This window comes from Streptomyces sp. NPDC057137, from assembly GCF_042670825.1.
Lineage (GTDB): Bacteria > Actinomycetota > Actinomycetes > Streptomycetales > Streptomycetaceae > Streptomyces.
In genome coordinates this window covers 1-16,012 of the sequence record NZ_JBHUUW010000014.1, presented here as the reverse complement: position 1 = coordinate 16,012, position 16,012 = coordinate 1, and the positions used below count along the sequence as shown (strand labels likewise).

Below are 16,012 nucleotides of genomic sequence, written 5' to 3'. Positions count from 1 at the left end.
TGTCTGCCTATTGCTGGTCGTCGGGGGTGGGCCAGTTCCGGAGCAGCGCGTCGACGCGGTCCACGATCCACACCCAGGTCTCTTCCGACGCGGGTGCGCTGTGGCTGAAGCCGCCGACCGTCTCCAGGCTGATGTAGCCGTGGAAGATGCTGCCCAGGAGCCGTACCGCGTGCGTCTCGTCCGGCTCCGTCAGGCCGTACCCGCGCAGGATCGCCCGTGTCATCCGGGCGTGCCGGGGGCCGGCGCTCGCCGCGGCGGTCTCCGGGTCGAGCGTGAGCCGGGCGGCGGTGTAGCGGCCGGGGTGCTCGCGGGCGTAGTCGCGGTAGACGTTCGCGGAGGCGGCGAGGGCGTCCTTGCCCGCGCGTCCGGCGAGCGCCGTGGCCATCCGGTCGGCCATTTCCTCCAGCGAGAGCAGGGCGATCCTGGTCTTGAGGTCCTGGCTGCTTTTGACGTGCGAGTACAGACTCGCGACCTTGACGTCGAACTGCCTGGCCAGCGCCGAGACGGTCACCTGCTCGAAGCCGACCTCGTCGGCCAGCTCGGCTCCCGCCCGGACGAGGCGGTCGGTGGTCAGTCCTGCGCGGGGTGACATGGGGCTTCGGATCTCCTTCGGTATGCCTGAATCGATTATGCATTTACCTAAAGGCTTTAGGCAAGTGCGTGATCGATTCAGGCATCGGCCCCATTGGCCGGGTCAGCCGCCCTTCGTGTACGTCACCGACTCGCCGTCCGCCAGCGTCGTACGGCGCAGGCGGCCGTCCGGCAGGATCGTCAGCTCCGTGGCCGCGCCCGGCGTGCAGGAGGACATCGGGCGGCCCGTCGTGACCTTGGACGGGCCGATCTTCAGCGGGCCGGAGCCCGGGGCCCCGTCGAGCGCCGCCTCGAAGACGCACTCGTACGTCCCGCCCGTGTCGGTCGGGCCCTCCGCCGTCAGTACGAGGACGGTGTCGCCCAACTCGCCCTGCCGGATGGCGAGTTCGCGTGTGCTGACTCCCGCCGGGCCCTCGATGGTGCCGGACCAGGCGCCGAGGTACTTCTTCGGTACGTCGCCCGCCCCGGCGCCGTCCTCCGTCGCCGACGGGGAGGGGGAGTCCGTGGCCGGTGGCGCGTCCTCGGACGGGGCGTTCTCGTCCGCCGACGACTTGTCCTCGGCCGAGCTGTCCGCCTGGTTGCTCGACGAGCCGTTCTTCTCGCTGCCGCTGTCCATGAACGCGTACACCGAACCGCCCGCACCCAGCGCGACGACCAGCGCGACGGCGATCAGCGCGACCGTGCCGCGTGCGCTGCGGCGTGGCGGCTCGGGTGGCGGGGTGGGCGTCGGGGCGTACGGCGAGGGATAGCCGTAGTTGGAGGGCGGCGGGCCGTACGGCGGTGTCGCGCCCCATGGGGGGAGCGGGGGCTGGCCGGGCTGGGGGTAGCCGTACTGCTGGGGGAGGGGCGGTTGTTGGAGCTGTTGCTGGAGCTGTTGCGGTTGTTGCGGGGGTGGGGGCTGCTGCGGTTGCTGGTTCTGTGGATAGCCGTACTGCTGGGGCGGCGGCGGGGGTGGCGGTGGCTGCTGCGGTTGCGGTGCCGGCGGGGGCGTCGCGGACGGGGCCGGGGCCGGTGTGCCGATCATCGTCGGCACACCGTGTACGGCGTTGCCGCCGCCCGTCCCATGGCCACCGGGCTGAGGGGGCTGATCCGCGGGCGGGGTCGCCGGTGAGGCCGGCGGCGGTGTGAACGCCAGCGCCGTACGCGCCCCCGGCTCCTCGTGGTCCAGCAACTGCACCGCGTGGCTGCCTAGTTGGGCGAGCAGCGCGCCGGGCAGCCAGGGCTCGGTCCCGTCTCCGTCCGCCCCGTTCCCGTCCTCGTCCGGTTCGCCCACCCGGGCCAGGATCTGCGCCGGGGTCGGGCGCTCCTTCGGGTCCTTCTTCAGGCAGTCGCCCACCAACTCCCGCAAACCCTCGGGGAGTTCGGACAGGTCCGGCTCCTCCTGCGCGATGCGGAACATCAGCACGTGCACGGCGGTGTCGGCCGTACCGAACGGGAGCCGTCCCGTCGCCGCGTACGCGAGCACCGAGCCCAGGCAGAACACGTCGCACGCGGGCGTGATCGGAGTGCCCCGCACCTGCTCCGGCGCCATGAAACCGGGTGACCCGATCAGCCCGCCGGTCCGCGTCAGCGCGGCGTCGGTGACCGTCTCCAGCGCGCGGGCTATGCCGAAGTCGATGACTTTCGGGCCCTCGATGGTGATGAGGACGTTGGACGGCTTGAGGTCGCGGTGGATCAGGCCGGCGCCGTGGATGTCCTGGAGGGCGTGGGCGAGACCCGAGCCGAGTATCCGTACCGAGCGCGCGGGCAGCGGGCCGTGTGCGCCGGACCCGCTCACGCCGGTTCCGGCCGTGCCCGAGACGATCTCCTGGAGCGCGGGCCCGGCCACGTACCCCGTCGCGACCCACGGCACCGCGGCCTCCGTGTTCGCGTCGAGGACGGGCGCCGTCCACGCGCCACCGACCCGCCGGGCCGCGGCGACCTCCAGGCGGAACCGGTTGCGGAACTCGTCCTGTTCGGCCAGCTCCTTGCGTACGAGCTTCACCGCGACCGTACGGCCCCGGTCCGAGCGCGCCAGATAGACCTGCCCCATGCCCCCCGCGCCGAGGCGCGCCAACAGCCTGTACGCGCCGATGCGTTGCGGATCTTCTGCAGCCAGCTTCTCCATGGCCGTACGGCCCTCCCCCAGATGCCCCATGCCCGACCGGGCCGAGGATAGTGCCGTCGTCGTGGCGCTGCGCGGTCACGGGAAAACCAGCGGTCGGTCGGCGGTCGGTCGGCGGTCGGCCGACGGTCGGCCGTCGACTAGGACGGGAACTGGCCTAGTTGACACCTAGCGTCGGACTCAGGACAACACGCGAAGCAGAACGAAGCCGAGCGAAGCCGAACGAACCCGTACGCAAGGAGACTGGCGTGACCGTCAATCCGGTTCCCGAGGGCTACACCACCGTTACTCCCTGGATCATCTCGCACGACACCGCCGGCCTGCTCGACTACCTCAAGACAGCTTTCGGCGCCGAGGAGTTGGCCCGGATGACCGACGAGCACGGTGTCGTCGCGCACGCGGAGACGCGCATCGGCGACGCGGTCGTCATGTGCTTCGACGCGCGCCCCGACTGGCCGCCGACGCCCGCGTTCCTGCGGCTGTTCGTGCCGGACGCGGACGCCGTGCACCGCCGCGCGGTCGAGGCGGGCGGTACGTCGGTGACCGAGGTGACGCACCTCGCCTTCGGGGACCGGGTGGGGCGGGTGCGGGACCCGTTCGGCAACCTGTGGTGGATCCAGACGCGCCTGGAGGACGTCACGGAGGAAGAGCTGGGGCGGCGGATGGCCGACCCCGTCTTCACGGAGGCGATGGCGTACGTCCAGAGCGCCGACTTCTTCCCGGCGGACAGGTCCTAGGACCTAGCCCGACCGGCGGCCGATCGCGTCCATCGCCCGCGACAGCCGCTCCAGCACCCGTACGGTCTCGGCGAAGCCCTCCTCGCCCAGTTCCTCGGCGAGGCGCTTCGCGGCAGCCGCGTGGCCCGGCCGGATCTCGTGGATCGCCGCGCGGCCGTCCTCGGTCGGAGTGAGCAGCTTCGCCCGGCGGTGGGCGGGGTTCGGCTCGTACGCCGCGAGTCCGCGCTCCACCAGCAGATCCGCGATCCGCTGCACGCTCTGCCGGGTGATGCCCATCTCGCGGGCGATCCCGGAGACGGACAGCGGCTGCGGCAGTACGGCTCCGAGGACCTGCCACCAGGCGGCGGTCAGGCCCGCCGGGGCGGCCAACTCCTCGGCCACGGAGAGGAATTGGCCGTTCAGCCGGAAGACGCCGAGAGCGGTCCTGCTGAGCAGTTCAGGTGCTTCGGGGGTTTCCGGCGTACCGACGGCCTCCCGCCCGCTCATGAGTTGAGGACCTCGAACGCGCTCGCGTCCGAGTTCTTGAACAGCCGGTACCAGGCGTCCAGCTTCTCCCCCTCGTACACACCGAGCAGCGCGAAGATCTCGCGGGCGAACGCGACCGGCTCGGTCGGGCCCGCCGTGATCAGGTTGCCGTCCGTGACCGCGTCGGCCTCCCGGTAGTGCTTGCCGCCCTGATATCCGGTGGCGTCCAGGTAGTGGCTGACGGCGCTGGTGTGCGCCCGGTCGTCCAGCAGGCCCTCGCGGGCCAGTCCCGCCGTGGCGCCGCAGATCGCGGCGACGGGGAAGCCCAGGCCGATGAACCGCCGGGCGGCGCGGGCGAACGGCAGCAGGTCGTCCCCGGTGTCCCAGAGCCCGGCGCCCGGGAGGATGAACACCGCCGTGTCGCCGGGCTCGCCCAGCTGGTCGAGCGCGACGTCGGGCTGGACGCGCAGACCGCCCATGGTGGTGACGGGGTCGGTGGTGGGGCCGACGGTCCGCACGGTGAAGCCGTTCTGGGCGAGGTGCGCGGTGGCGTACCCGGTCTCCCAGTCGGCGAGGGTGTCGTACACGGCGAGATACACGGTCTTGCCGGTCATGGTGGCCTCCTGCTGCCTCGGTAGTTCCTCCATTATATTGACAGTAGGCTGTCGTGTCGACAGTTTCCTGTCAATATTTAGGGGGTGGCGCGAGCAGGTTAGGGGAGGGTCGGGGGTGGGTCCGGAGAGGGCGACAGTCTGCCGAGTCACACCGCAAACATCAGACACGGTGTTCGCTCCCGCCCCCGCCTTCCGCTCTCTACGCTGGGCGCCATGACCCCTCACCTCGACGTCAACCCCGCTGTTGACACTGTCGACCCGAAGGCCGGCGCCGCCGTCAAGGCCGCCGACCGCGCGCATGTGTTCCACTCCTGGTCCGCGCAGGAAGTGATAGACCCGCTCGCCGTCGCCGGCGCCGACGGCTCGTACTTCTGGGACTACGAGGGCAACCGCTACCTCGACTTCACCAGCGGCCTCGTCTTCACCAACATCGGCTACCAGCACCCCGTGGTCGTCGCGGCCATCCAGGAGCAGGCGGCGAAGCTCACCACCTTCGCGCCCGCCTTCGCCATCGACGTACGCTCCGAGGCCGCACGCCTCATCGCCGAGCGCACACCCGGCGACCTGGACAAGATCTTCTTCACGAACGGCGGCGCGGAGGCCGTCGAGAACGCCGTACGGATGGCCCGGCTGCACACCGGCCGTCCCAAGCTGCTCTCCGCCTACCGCTCGTACCACGGCGGTACCTCCACCGCGATCAACCTGACCGGCGACCCGCGCCGCTGGGCGTCCGACAGCGGCAACGCGGGCGTGGTGCACTTCTGGGCGCCGTTCCTCTACCGCTCGCCCTTCTACGCCACCACCGAGGCCGAGGAGTGCGCCCGCGCGCTGGAGCACCTGGAGGCGACGATCGCCTTCGAGGGGCCGCAGACCATCGCCGCGATCATCCTGGAGACGATCCCCGGCACGGCGGGCATCATGACGCCGCCGCCCGGCTACCTCGCGGGCGTACGGGAGGTGTGCGACCGGCACGGCATCGTCTTCATCCTGGACGAGGTGATGGCGGGCTTCGGCCGCACCGGCGAGTGGTTCGCCGCCGACCACTTCGACGTCGTGCCCGACCTGCTGACCTTCGCCAAGGGCGTCAACTCCGGCTACGTACCGCTCGGCGGCGTCGCGATCTCCGGCGCCATCGCGGACACCTTCGCGACCCGCCCCTACCCCGGCGGTCTCACCTACTCCGGCCACCCGCTCGCCTGCGCGGCGGCCGTCGCGACCCTGAAGGTGATGGCCGACGAGAAGATCGTCGAGCACGCGGCGCACATCGGGGAGAACGTCCTCGGCCCCGGCCTGCGCGAACTGGCCGACCGGCACCCGTCGGTGGGGGAGGTGCGCGGGCACGGTGTGTTCTGGGCGCTCGACCTCGTACGGGACCAGGAGACGCGCGAGCCGCTGGTGCCGTACAACGCGACGGGCGCGGCGAACGCGCCGATGGCCGCGTTCGCCGCCGCCTGCAAGAAGGGCGGACTGTGGCCCTTCGTGAACATGAACCGCACGCATGCCTGCCCGCCGTGCACCGTCACGGAGGCGGAGGCGAAGGAAGGGCTTGCGATCCTGGACGCGGCGCTGGCGGTGGCGGACGAGCACGTGGCGTGAGGACGGACGACGGGCTGACGGGCTGCGAATACAGTCCGTGAGTCCCGTGAGTCCCGTGAGTCCCGTGAGTTCCGTGAGTTCGTCAGCACGTCTCGCGGTAGTCGAGCGACGGGAGGTGGGTCTTCCAGGCGTCCCTGGACAGCCCGCCGCCCGCCCGCTCGCACACCGTGTCGGCGATGCGCGACGGCGCGAGCGTGAAGGTGCGCGTCGTCGCGCGCGGCGTCGTGACGCGCAGCCGGGCGCCGTCGTCGGCGAAGGCCACGGCGAGTACGGCGCCGTCGACGGTCGGCAGCGGTGAGCCCGCGCTCGTCGGCGCGGCCGTCTCCCAGAACCGCAGTGTGCCTTGGGTGTCGCCGACCGCGATCCTGCTCCCGTCGGCGGAGAAGGCGAACGACGGCCGGACGCCCTGGCCCTGGTAGGCGCCTCCCGAACCCACGTTGAGCACCGCGAGCCGCCGCCGGCCCCGGCCGTCCCACAAGGTGACGCGGCTGTCGATGTCGCTCACGGCGAGGAACCGCCCGTCCCGGCTGAAGGCGGCCTTCTCGATGAGGCCTTCGCCCGCCAGGACGCGGGTGGGGCGGTGGGTGGCGGGGTCGATCAACTCGTTGTCGTCGGTGAGGACATGACCCTTCGGGCCGACGGCCAGGACACTGCCGACGTCGGTATCGGGGCGGGTGGCCGGCTGTGCGGTCGCGGGGTCGTCATCGATCGGCCGGCGCTCCAGCACGGTATGACCCAGGTCGGAACCGGGCGGACGGACGACTCGGCTGATGACCGCGTACCGGCCGTCCGGCGCGATGCCGATGCCGTCGACTCCCTTGCCGAGGCGGGCGGTGGCCCCGTCGCCCCCTTCGCCTCCGTCGCCTCCGTCGCCTCCGTCGCCTCCGTCGGCTCCTTCGCCCCCGTCGCCCGTCACGCTCCGCACGACGGCCGTGGCGGAGTCCGTGTCGGCCCCGGCCCGGTAGGCGAAGGTGCGGCCGTCCGCGCTGAACACCAGCTGCGGCGAAGGACAGTCCTTCACGCCACAGGTCGGCTCCGGCAGCGTGGCCCTGAGCCGTCCGCTCGCACCGTCCCGGAGCTGGACACGTCCGCCCTGAGTGACGGCGAGCGTGTCGCCGTCCGGGCTGAACAGGGCTGCGGAGTAAGGCTGTTGGCGTACAGGGCTCGGAACGGCCCCCGCCAGTGAGAGCGTCCGTACGACGGTCGCCGGATCCGTCCCCTCCTCGTAGCGCAGGACGCCGCCCTCGATGTCCAGCCGCAGCCGGCTCGCGGACCCCACCGGGTGCCGCAGGACGGGTGCGGACAGGTTGTCGGTCCGCCAGACCTGTACGGCTCCGTCGGCCGCCGTCACCGCGTACGTACCGTCCGCGCTGAACGAGACCTCCGACGCCGATCGGATCGCGGGCTCGGCTCCTGTTCCCGGCTCGGTTTCGTGCGGGCGCTCCTTGCCGGAGCGCACGTCCCAGATACGCAGACCCGACTTCCCCGCCGCCGCGATGGACCGGCCGTCGGGCGTGAAGCGGAAGTGCTGGTCCTCGCACAGCTCCGTACCGACCCTGTCCGCCCACGTGGTGGGCAGCCTGCGCTGCTCGCGTACGTCCCACACCTGGAGCCGGAGAGCGGGCGTACACAGCGCCAACAGACGGTCGTCCGGGCTGACTTGGGTGTACGGCTCGTCGTCCGACGGCTGCGGGACGCTGAGCAGCACGCGGTGCTCCGCCGGATCCCAGAGCTGGACGGCAGGGCGGTGCGGGGCCCGGCGGTGGACGACGAGGGTCCGGCCGCCGGGCGTGAAGTCGACGTTGAGCGCGGCGCCGCCGAACGGCCTGTCCGTGGTGAGTTTTCCGGCCGCCAGATCCCAGATCCGTATGCCCTGCGGTGTGCCGATGGCGACCTTCCGGCCGTCGTCGCTGATGTCCACCATCTCGTCGGCCAGCTTGCCCAGGCCCTGGTGCGAGGGGAGTTGGCGGTGCGTGGTCAGGTCCCAGCGCTCCACCCGGTCCGGCCGGGTCATCGTCAGCGTCCGGCCGTCGTCGCTGATGTGGCGCCAGGTGTCGTTCGTGTCCTGCTCGAACGCGACCACGGGCGGGGCGGGGAAGGTGTCCACGTCGCGCTGCGCCCCGGCCTCGAAGAGGGCGGTACGGGTCTCGGGGAGGTCGGCGATCCGCCAGGCGGCGACGCTCAGCCGCAGGGCGGTACGCGGATCGGTGACGCTCAGGGTGCCCGCGACGGCCGCGATCCGGCGCGCCTCGGCGTCCCTGGCCTGGCGGGAGTTGACGCGGCTCTGCTGCCAGGCGGTCAGACCGGCGACGGCGGCGAGGCACAGCAGTACGGAGAGGGCGACGGTGAGGATCCGCAGCCGTCGGGTGGTGCGGGCGGCGGCACGTCGTACCCGGTCGTGGGCATCGGTCGACGCTGCGAGGAAGTCGCTCTCGGTGACGTTGAGTTCGCGACTTCCTGTATCGAATGCCTCGCGGGCGGAGGCGAGTTGGGCACCCCGGTACAGCGCGCCCGCGTCCCGCCCCAACTCCTCCCAGGTGCGCGCCGCGGCGGTGAGCCTGCGGTGCAGGCGCAGCCGGTCGCGGTCCTCGTCGATCCAGGCGCCGAGGCGGGGCCAACCGGTGATGAGGGCTTCGTGGGCGAGGTTCACGATCGTGGCGTCGGCGGTCAGGAGCCGGGCGCGCAGGAGCCGTTCGAGGACGTTTCCCGTCGTGTCGAGTTCTCCGTCGAGTTCTCCGCGGTCCACCGGGCGGCGGGTGTCCGGCGTGCCGTCGCCGGGGGAGACCAGCCGTAGCAGCAATGTCTTCGCCGCCCGCGCCTCGTCTTCGGTGAAACGCGCGAAGACCGCCTCGGCCGTGTGCGCGATCGCGCCCTGCACGCCGCCGATCGCGTTGTACGCCGCCTCGGTGAGCGTACGGCCGTTGCGGCGGCGCCAGGTTTCCAGCAGGGCGTGCGACATGAGGGGCAGGCCGCCGGGCTCGTCGGCGACGTCGGCGACGATGCGGGCGGTCAACGACCGTTCCACGATGAGCCGTTCGGCCGTCGCCGGTCCGACGACGGCCTCGCGCAGTTGGGCGGGCGACATGGGACCGACGAGCAGGGTGGCGTCCTTGAGCGCGTCCGCGAGGGCGTGGTTCTCGGCGCACCGTCCGTAGAAGTCCGCGCGTACGGCGACGATCACGCGCAGGCGTGAGCCGGGTGTACGGGCGCGGAGGAGGAGCCGGATGAACTCGGCGCGTTCGGCGGGGTCGCGGCAGAGGGTGAAGGTCTCCTCGAACTGATCGACAACGACGACGGTGTCGCCGGACTCCTCAGCCGTCCCATCGGGCCGAAGCAGGTGCGCGTGGGTCTTCGCCGGATGCTCGCCGGGCGTCAGGATCCGGATCGCCGCCGGGCGTGCGGGGCCGGTCGACTCGCGCAGGACGGGTATGAGGCCCGCCCGTAGCAGCGACGACTTTCCGCTGCCGGACGCGCCGACGACGGCGGCGAAGCGGCGGCGGCCGGCCAGCGCGACGAGATCGGCGCGCAGTTCGTCCCGGCCGAAGAAGTGCTCGCGGTCGCCGGGCCCGAAGCGCGCGAGACCGGGATACGGCGCGATGTCGTCGTCGCACGCGTGATCGGCGGGGCCGGGTACGTCGGCCATGGCCGCGCGCCAGCGCTTCTCCCACTCCTCGCGGTCCCCGCCGCAGGCGGTCGCGTAGGCGAGGGCGACGGGCAGGGACGGCAGCCGCTCACCGGCGGCGGCCGCGGACAGGGTCGGCGCCGAGTAGTCGGTCTGCCCGGCCATGTCCCGGTAGGTGGGAGTGCCCGAGGAACGGCGGAGCTCGCGCAGGTCATGGGCGAATCGCTGGACGGGCCCGGCCGCCGGATCGAGGGCTTTCTCGCGACGACCCATGTGCCACCCCCGTTCGCGCGCCCTCAAGGCGGTCCCCGGACGGAGCGTAATTGATAGGCGCGGCGGGAGGGGGCTGCCCATCAATCCGCCGGCGGGTGGAGTCGGAGCCGAAGTCGGAGTCGAAGTCGAAGTCGAAGTCGGAGTCGTACCAGATCAGCCGACGCAAGGTGAACGGAGTCCCGCCATCTCCACGCTCGTCCGCACCGCGGAGCCGCAGGCTCGCCCCCGTGCCGTCCGTCCGCCTGCCCGCCCGCCTGCCGGTCCGCGTGCCCGCCTCGCCCCGTACGCGCAACTGCTCGCGCCCGCCGTACTCGCGCTCGTGCTCGGCCTGTGGGGCATCCGGCGCGGGGGCACGCTGTGGGCCGACGAGGCGGTCACGCTGGAGATCGCGCAGCGCGACGTGTCCGAGATCTGGCAGACGCTGGGGACCGTCGACGCCGTCCACGGTCTCTACTACCTCCTCATGCACGGCGTCTTCGAGGCGTGGGGGCTGTCGGGCGACGGTCCGGGGCTGGTGGCCCTGCGGCTGCCGTCCGTCCTCGCGACGGCAGCGGCGGCGGCGGGAGTCGGCGCGCTCGGGGCCCTGCTGGCCGGGCGGCGCGTGGGGCTGCTGGCGGGGCTGGTGTTCCCGCTGCTGCCGGTGGTGCAGAGGTACGCGCAGGAGGGCCGCTCGTACGCGTTGGTGTGCGCGCTGGTCACCTGGGCGACCTGGCTCCTGCTGCGGGCGATGGACCGGCCGGGGCACCGGCGGCTGTGGGCGGGTTACGCGGCGGTGCTGCTGGTGGCCTCGCTGCTGCACGAGTTCGCGGTCCTGGCGCTGCCGGCACACGGCGTCACGGTGGCCCGCTCCGCCCTCCCCGCCGCGGCGACGCGGGCGTGGCGGGTCGCGGCCTGCGCGGTGGTGGCCGGGCTGGCGCCGCTGGGGGTGGTCAGCCTGACGCAGTCGGCCCAGGTCGACTGGATAGGCCCGCCGACGACGGCGGAACTGCTGGCGTTCTTGGGCCTGTCGGCGCTGGGTGGGGTGTGCGCGTACGTCGCGCCGGGGGGCGCGACGTCCCGTACACCTGCCGCCGTCGCTGGCGCTGTTCGCAGCGCGGCGCGTGCCGGCCTCGCGGACGCCCACGTCCGCCCTCCCGCCAGGCGCGCCCCCTCCCTCCCCGCCCTCGCGCTCCCCCTCCTCGTGCTTCCCTCCACCCTGCTCATCGCGCTCTCACCACTGCGTCAGCTCTACGTCGACCGCTACGTCCTCTTCTACGCGGTCGGCCTCGCCCTCCTCGTCGCCTCCGCCCTCGACCGGCTGACCCGTCTTCCCCGCCCCATCCCCCGCCACCGCCTCGTCTCGCGAACGACCACCGTCCTCGCCCTGGCGGCGGCGTTCGTCGCACTCGTACCCGCCGGGAGCCACCTCCGCTCACCCGACAGCCGCAAGAACGACGTCGTCGCCATCGCCGAGGCCGTCAGGGACACGGCGCGGCCGGGGGACGGGCTGATGTTCATGCCCTCGCGGCGGCGGGTCTGGACCCTCGTACGGCCCGCCGACTTCCGTGGCCTGACCGACCTGGCCCTGCGGGCCTCCCCGCGCGCCTCGCACACGCTGTACGGCACCGAGCTGCCGGCCGCCGAGATCCGTGAGCGCGTGCCGGACTTCCGGCGCATCGTCGCCGTCCACGACCTCGCGGGCCAGCCGCTGGACGACACGGACCAGGAGGCCGCGAAGCGCGCGGCGCTGCGCGAGGGCTACGAGGTGTGCGGCACCCGGCGGGTCACCGGCGCGCGGATCACGGTGTACGCAAGGCCGGGCGCCTGCTGACCCGCTGACCCGCTGCTCCGCCACCCCGGCTGTCCGGCCGAGGCCCCTCCCGATCCCTGGCTTAAGGTGTGCAAAGCCGGATGAGGGGACGAACACCAATGCCCGCCAGCGGAGCCGTGACCCGCAACACCCTGCGGCAACAGATCGCGGACGCACTGCGTGACGAGGTGTTGGCAGGGCGTTTGCTCCCGGGCGAGGAGTTCACCGTCAAGCACATCGCCGAGCAGTACGGCGTTTCGGCGACTCCCGTCAGGGAGGCGCTGGTCGACCTGTCCGCGCAGGGGCTGCTCGACTCCGACCAGCACCGGGGTTTCCACGTCCACCGGTTCACCGTCGCCGACTTCCGCGCCATGATCGACGCGCGCTCGCTGATCGCGGACGGGATCTTCCGCCGTATCGCGGTGAGCGGCCTCGGGCGGGTGCGCTCCGAGGCGCTGGTGTCGGTGCGGCGCCGCGCCGAGGAGGCCGCGCGGGCGGCCAAGGGCGGGGACCTGGACATCCTCATCGGCTACGACCTGCGGTTCTGGCGGGAGCTGGCCGCGCTCGTCGCGAATCAGTACATCTGCGACTTCCTGCACCGGATGCGGGTGCAGGCGTGGGTGTTCTCCGTGCCGTTCCTGCGCGCTGACGACGACTGCCGGGACTGGCTGTGGAACGGGCACGAGCAGCTGGTCGACGCGATCACGCTCGGCGACACGGACGCCGCGCGCGTGGTCGTGGACGACTGCCACGCGCACTCGCTGGCGTGGGCTGACCGGCTGGATCCGGAGCTGGGACGTCCGCGGCGGTGAGCGGGTACGCGATGAGTGGACGCACGGACGCGACGCCAGGCATACCCGGCCCACCCGGTACACCCGGTTCACCCGGTACCGGTACGGCGGCGGACCTGACCGTCGTCGTCCCCGCGTACAACGAGGAACACCGGCTGCGCCCCACCCTCGACGCGATCTGCGCGTATCTGCGCGCCGACCCGGAGCGCTGGGGCGACTGGGAGCTGATCGTCGTCGACGACGGCTCGACGGACGGCACCGCCGCGGTGGCGTCGCGGGCCGCCGCGGACGAGCCCCGTGTCCACGTCCTGACGAGCGACGAGAACCGCGGCAAGGGGCACGCCCTGCGGCTGGGCGTTCTCGCGTCGTACGGCAGGCGGGTGCTGGTCACGGACGCGGACCTGGCGACGCCGATAGAGGAACTGGACGCGCTCGACGCGCTGCTGCCGGACGACAACGGCGACGACGCTGACGACGCTGACGACGACGTGTACGAACCCGCCGCCGCGATAGGCTCCCGCGCCCTCCCCGACTCCCGCATAGACGTGCACCAACGCCCCCTGCGCGAACGGCTCGGCCGCCTCGGCAACCGCCTCATCCGGCTCGTCGCCGTACGCGGCATACACGACACCCAGTGCGGCTTCAAACTCTTCGACGGCGACAAGGCGCGCGCCGCCTTCGCCGCCTCCCGCCTCGACGGCTGGGGCATAGACGTCGAGATCCTGCGCCACTTCCGCCGCGCCGGCTGGCCCGTCGCCGAGGTGCCGGTGCGCTGGTCGCACCAGAGCGGGTCGAAGGTGCGGCCGGCGGACTACGGCCGCGTACTGCTGGAACTCGTACGGCTGCGCACCCGTATCCGCCCCGTGGACCTCGCCGTCGCCGGTCTCTTCCTCCTCTCCTCCGTCCTCCTCTACAAGGGCCTGTGGGCGGACCTGGACCGCGCGTATCTCGCCGACGCTATGCAGGACCAGAACCAGTGGGAGTGGTTCTTCGGCGTCACCGCCGACAACGTCGCCCATCTGCGCAATCCGCTCTTCACCACGTACCAGGGCCATCCCGACGGCGTGAACCTGATGGCGAACACCGTCATGCTCGGCCTGTCCGTCCCCCTGACGCCCGTCACGCTCCTCTTCGGGCCGACGGTGACGTGGGCGCTGGTCCTCACGCTCGGACTGACGGCGACGGCCGTCGCCTGGTACTGGCTGTTCGTACGCCGCGTCACCCGCGTCCGGCCGGCGGCGGCCGTCGGCGCGGCGCTCGCCGCGTTCGCGCCGCCGATGATGTCGCACGGCACGGCACACCCCAACTTCCTTGTGCTGTTCATGATCCCGGTGATCATCGACCGGGCGCTGTCCCTCTGCGAGGGGCGACGGGTCGTCCGCGACGGCGTCCTGCTCGGCCTTTTCGCGACGTACCAGATCTTCCTCGGCGAAGAACCGTTGCTGCTCGCCGCGATGGGGATGCTGATCTTCGCCCTGTCGTACGCGCTCGCCCGCCCCGACGTCGCGCGCGCCGCCTGGCGACCGCTGCTGCGGGGGCTCGGCGTCGCGCTGGCGGTGTGTCTGCCGCTGGTGGCGTTCCCGCTGTACTGGCAGTTCTTCGGCCCGCAGAGCTACCACAGCGTCCTGCACGGGGACAACGCCGGCAACAGCCCGCTCTCCTTCCTGGAGTTCTCGGGCCGCGCGCTGTTCGGCGACGAGGCGCGCGCCGACACGCTCGCGATGAACCGCACCGAGCAGAACGCCTTCTACGGCTGGCCGTTGACCGCGCTCGCCTTCGGGATCGTGGTGTGGCTGGGGCGTTCACCGCTGGTGAAGGCGCTGACCGGCACGGTGCTCGTGGCCGCGCTGCTGTCGCTGGGGCAGAAGATCCGTATCCCTTTCACGGACGTGGTGTTGCCGGGCCCATGGCGTGCGCTGGCGCATCAGCCGCTCTTCGAGTCGGTGATCGAGTCGCGGGTGGCGATGATCTGCGCCCCGGCGCTCGGCGTCCTGGTCGCGCTCGCGGCGGCCCGGATCGCGCACCTCGAATTCCGTACCCACCGGGTGGTGGGGCTGGTCGCGGTCGCCGCCGCGCTGCTGCCGATCCTGCCGACGCCGCAGCCGGTACGGGAGCGGGCGGAGGTGCCGCGGTTCATCACGGACGGCATGTACCGGGACTACGTCGCCGAGGGCGAGAGCGTCGTCCCCGTACCGCTGCCGAGCCCGGCCGAGGCGGAGGCGCTGCACTGGCAGTCGGCGACGGGCTTCGGCTTCTCCGTGCCCGGGGGCTACTTCAACGGGCCCTGGGGCCCTGACCGGATGGGCATCTACGGCGCGGCGCCGCGCTACACCTCCAACCTGCTGAGCGACGTCCGTTACGGCGGCCGGATCCCGGACATCGGCACGCGCTGGCGCGAGCAGGCCAAGCTCGACCTGGCGTTCTGGAAGGCGGGCGTGGTGGTGCTCGCTCCGCAGGACAACGACGAGGCGCTGTACGAGGTCGTGGCGAAACTGCTGGGGCGGCCGGGGGAGCGATTGGGGGGTGCGTGGGTATGGGACATGCCGAGAGTGCGTTGACAACGACGGTCACGCCGGTCCCGCCGGCCGTGCCGCTCGGGCCGGCCATGTCGGTCGTCTTCGCTGATCGCGTTCGCCGCATTACGCTGACCCGACGGTCGGGTTCGTACGTACGTGTATGAACCTGACGCAACCCGACGGAATCCGTTCGAACTCGTTGGAGAGCGAGCCTCCCTTGGCCTGTGACCTGTGGTTGGTCCCCCTCGTCGACGTGCTGTGCCACAGCCCCGACAACCCCTTCGCCGAAGAGATCGCGGTCTACGACAAGGCACTCGGCGACGCCGGGCTGCCGTCCGTTCCCGTCTTCGCCTACATGCCCGGCCTCTCCGGTGACGTCGCACCCGTCGCCGGCTTCGACTACGACGCGCTGCACTTCCTGCGCCGGGCGTATCTGCTCCAGATGTGCGGCCTGGCGGTGACGCCGGTGGGCGAACTGGGCGGTGACTACGAGCAGTTGCTGGAGATGTTCGAGGCGACGGCCCAGCAGTCGCATCTGGTCTGGCACTACGACCATGCGGGCGCGTACGTGCCCGTGGACTACGCGTCCCCGCTCTCCAACGAGGAACTCCTCGCGGGCGGCGGCCCGCTGGGCTCGACGCAGGGACTGCTGCGCGAACTGGAACTGGTGGCCCGTTCGATCGGCATCGACCCGACCAACCCCCCGACCGCCCCGGCCCCGCCCCAGGGCCCCACATCCCTGGAGGAACCGGCGGGCCCGATCCCGTACGACGACAGCCCGTTCGCCCGCGAACGGCACGTCTGGCTGGGCCTGCACGCGGCGGCGACACGGAGCCTGGGCCAAGGCTCGATGATCATCTTCAGCTGACCGGTCCGCGCCTGGTCCTCAATCGCCGGACGGGCTCATTGGAGCC

General features: G+C 72.1%; 11 protein-coding genes. 6 read left to right on the top strand and 5 right to left on the bottom strand.

Annotated elements, in window-relative coordinates:
• Positions 1-7 precede the first annotated feature (7 nt).
• Together ACFT9I_RS14390 and ACFT9I_RS14385 are read right to left on the bottom strand one after the other, a co-directional pair.
• Positions 8-592, bottom strand: a complete 585-nt coding sequence (locus ACFT9I_RS14390; RefSeq protein WP_382564061.1) for a TetR/AcrR family transcriptional regulator — start codon at positions 590-592, stop codon at positions 8-10.
• A gap of 102 nt (positions 593-694) precedes the next feature.
• Positions 695-2,698, bottom strand: a complete 2,004-nt coding sequence (locus tag ACFT9I_RS14385; RefSeq protein ID WP_382564294.1) for a serine/threonine-protein kinase — start codon at positions 2,696-2,698, stop codon at positions 695-697.
• 245 nt (positions 2,699-2,943) lie between these two features.
• On the opposite strand from ACFT9I_RS14385, the gene ACFT9I_RS14380 reads away from it, so the two are divergent.
• Complete coding sequence (locus ACFT9I_RS14380) at positions 2,944-3,432, top strand: VOC family protein (RefSeq protein WP_382564059.1); 489 nt, start codon at positions 2,944-2,946, stop codon at positions 3,430-3,432.
• 3 nt (positions 3,433-3,435) lie between these two features.
• Here the strand turns inward: ACFT9I_RS14380 and ACFT9I_RS14375 are convergent, their stop codons facing one another.
• Positions 3,436-3,918: a MarR family winged helix-turn-helix transcriptional regulator gene (locus ACFT9I_RS14375; protein ID WP_382564057.1), complete on the bottom strand. Its 483-nt coding sequence runs from the start codon at positions 3,916-3,918 to the stop codon at positions 3,436-3,438.
• Entirely contained in the window at positions 3,915-4,511 is a 597-nt protein-coding gene (locus ACFT9I_RS14370) for a type 1 glutamine amidotransferase family protein (protein ID WP_382564055.1), read from the bottom strand. Before ACFT9I_RS14370 ends, ACFT9I_RS14375 begins: the two co-directional genes overlap by 4 nt.
• A gap of 213 nt (positions 4,512-4,724) precedes the next feature.
• On the opposite strand from ACFT9I_RS14370, the gene ACFT9I_RS14365 reads away from it, so the two are divergent.
• Complete coding sequence (locus ACFT9I_RS14365) at positions 4,725-6,107, top strand: aspartate aminotransferase family protein (RefSeq protein ID WP_382564054.1); 1,383 nt, start codon at positions 4,725-4,727, stop codon at positions 6,105-6,107.
• Positions 6,108-6,189: 82 nt separating this feature from the next.
• On the opposite strand, the gene ACFT9I_RS14360 is transcribed toward ACFT9I_RS14365, so the two are convergent.
• Positions 6,190-10,002, bottom strand: coding sequence for a hypothetical protein (locus tag ACFT9I_RS14360; protein ID WP_382564052.1), 3,813 nt, complete (start codon positions 10,000-10,002; stop codon positions 6,190-6,192).
• A 319-nt stretch (positions 10,003-10,321) separates the two neighbouring features.
• Here ACFT9I_RS14360 and ACFT9I_RS14355 point away from each other — a divergent pair, with 319 nt between their 5' ends.
• From ACFT9I_RS14355 to ACFT9I_RS14340, 4 genes are all read left to right on the top strand, one after another.
• Positions 10,322-11,812, top strand: coding sequence for a hypothetical protein (locus ACFT9I_RS14355; protein ID WP_382564051.1), 1,491 nt, complete (start codon positions 10,322-10,324; stop codon positions 11,810-11,812).
• 98 nt (positions 11,813-11,910) lie between these two features.
• A complete protein-coding gene (locus ACFT9I_RS14350; protein WP_382564049.1) occupies positions 11,911-12,603 on the top strand; it encodes a GntR family transcriptional regulator in 693 nt (230 codons plus the stop codon).
• An 11-nt stretch (positions 12,604-12,614) separates the two neighbouring features.
• Entirely contained in the window at positions 12,615-15,140 is a 2,526-nt protein-coding gene (locus ACFT9I_RS14345; protein WP_382564047.1) for a glycosyltransferase, read from the top strand.
• Positions 15,141-15,315: 175 nt separating this feature from the next.
• Positions 15,316-15,966 (top strand): hypothetical protein, encoded by a 651-nt coding sequence (locus ACFT9I_RS14340; RefSeq protein ID WP_382564293.1) that lies wholly within the window; start codon positions 15,316-15,318, stop codon positions 15,964-15,966.
• Positions 15,967-16,012: the final 46 nt, after the last annotated feature.

Excerpts from the sequence above, each read along its gene's own strand:
- ACFT9I_RS14390 (WP_382564061.1), bottom strand. The coding sequence starts at position 592 with ATGTCACCCCGCGCAGGACTGACCACCGACCGCCTCGTCCGGGCGGGA.
- ACFT9I_RS14385 (WP_382564294.1), bottom strand. The coding sequence starts at position 2,698 with ATGGAGAAGCTGGCTGCAGAAGATCCGCAACGCATCGGCGCGTACAGG.
- ACFT9I_RS14375 (WP_382564057.1), bottom strand. The coding sequence starts at position 3,918 with ATGAGCGGGCGGGAGGCCGTCGGTACGCCGGAAACCCCCGAAGCACCT.
- ACFT9I_RS14370 (WP_382564055.1), bottom strand. The coding sequence starts at position 4,511 with ATGACCGGCAAGACCGTGTATCTCGCCGTGTACGACACCCTCGCCGAC.
- ACFT9I_RS14365 (WP_382564054.1), top strand. The coding sequence starts at position 4,725 with ATGACCCCTCACCTCGACGTCAACCCCGCTGTTGACACTGTCGACCCG.
- ACFT9I_RS14360 (WP_382564052.1), bottom strand. The coding sequence starts at position 10,002 with ATGGGTCGTCGCGAGAAAGCCCTCGATCCGGCGGCCGGGCCCGTCCAG.
- ACFT9I_RS14350 (WP_382564049.1), top strand. The coding sequence starts at position 11,911 with ATGCCCGCCAGCGGAGCCGTGACCCGCAACACCCTGCGGCAACAGATC.
- ACFT9I_RS14345 (WP_382564047.1), top strand. The coding sequence starts at position 12,615 with ATGAGTGGACGCACGGACGCGACGCCAGGCATACCCGGCCCACCCGGT.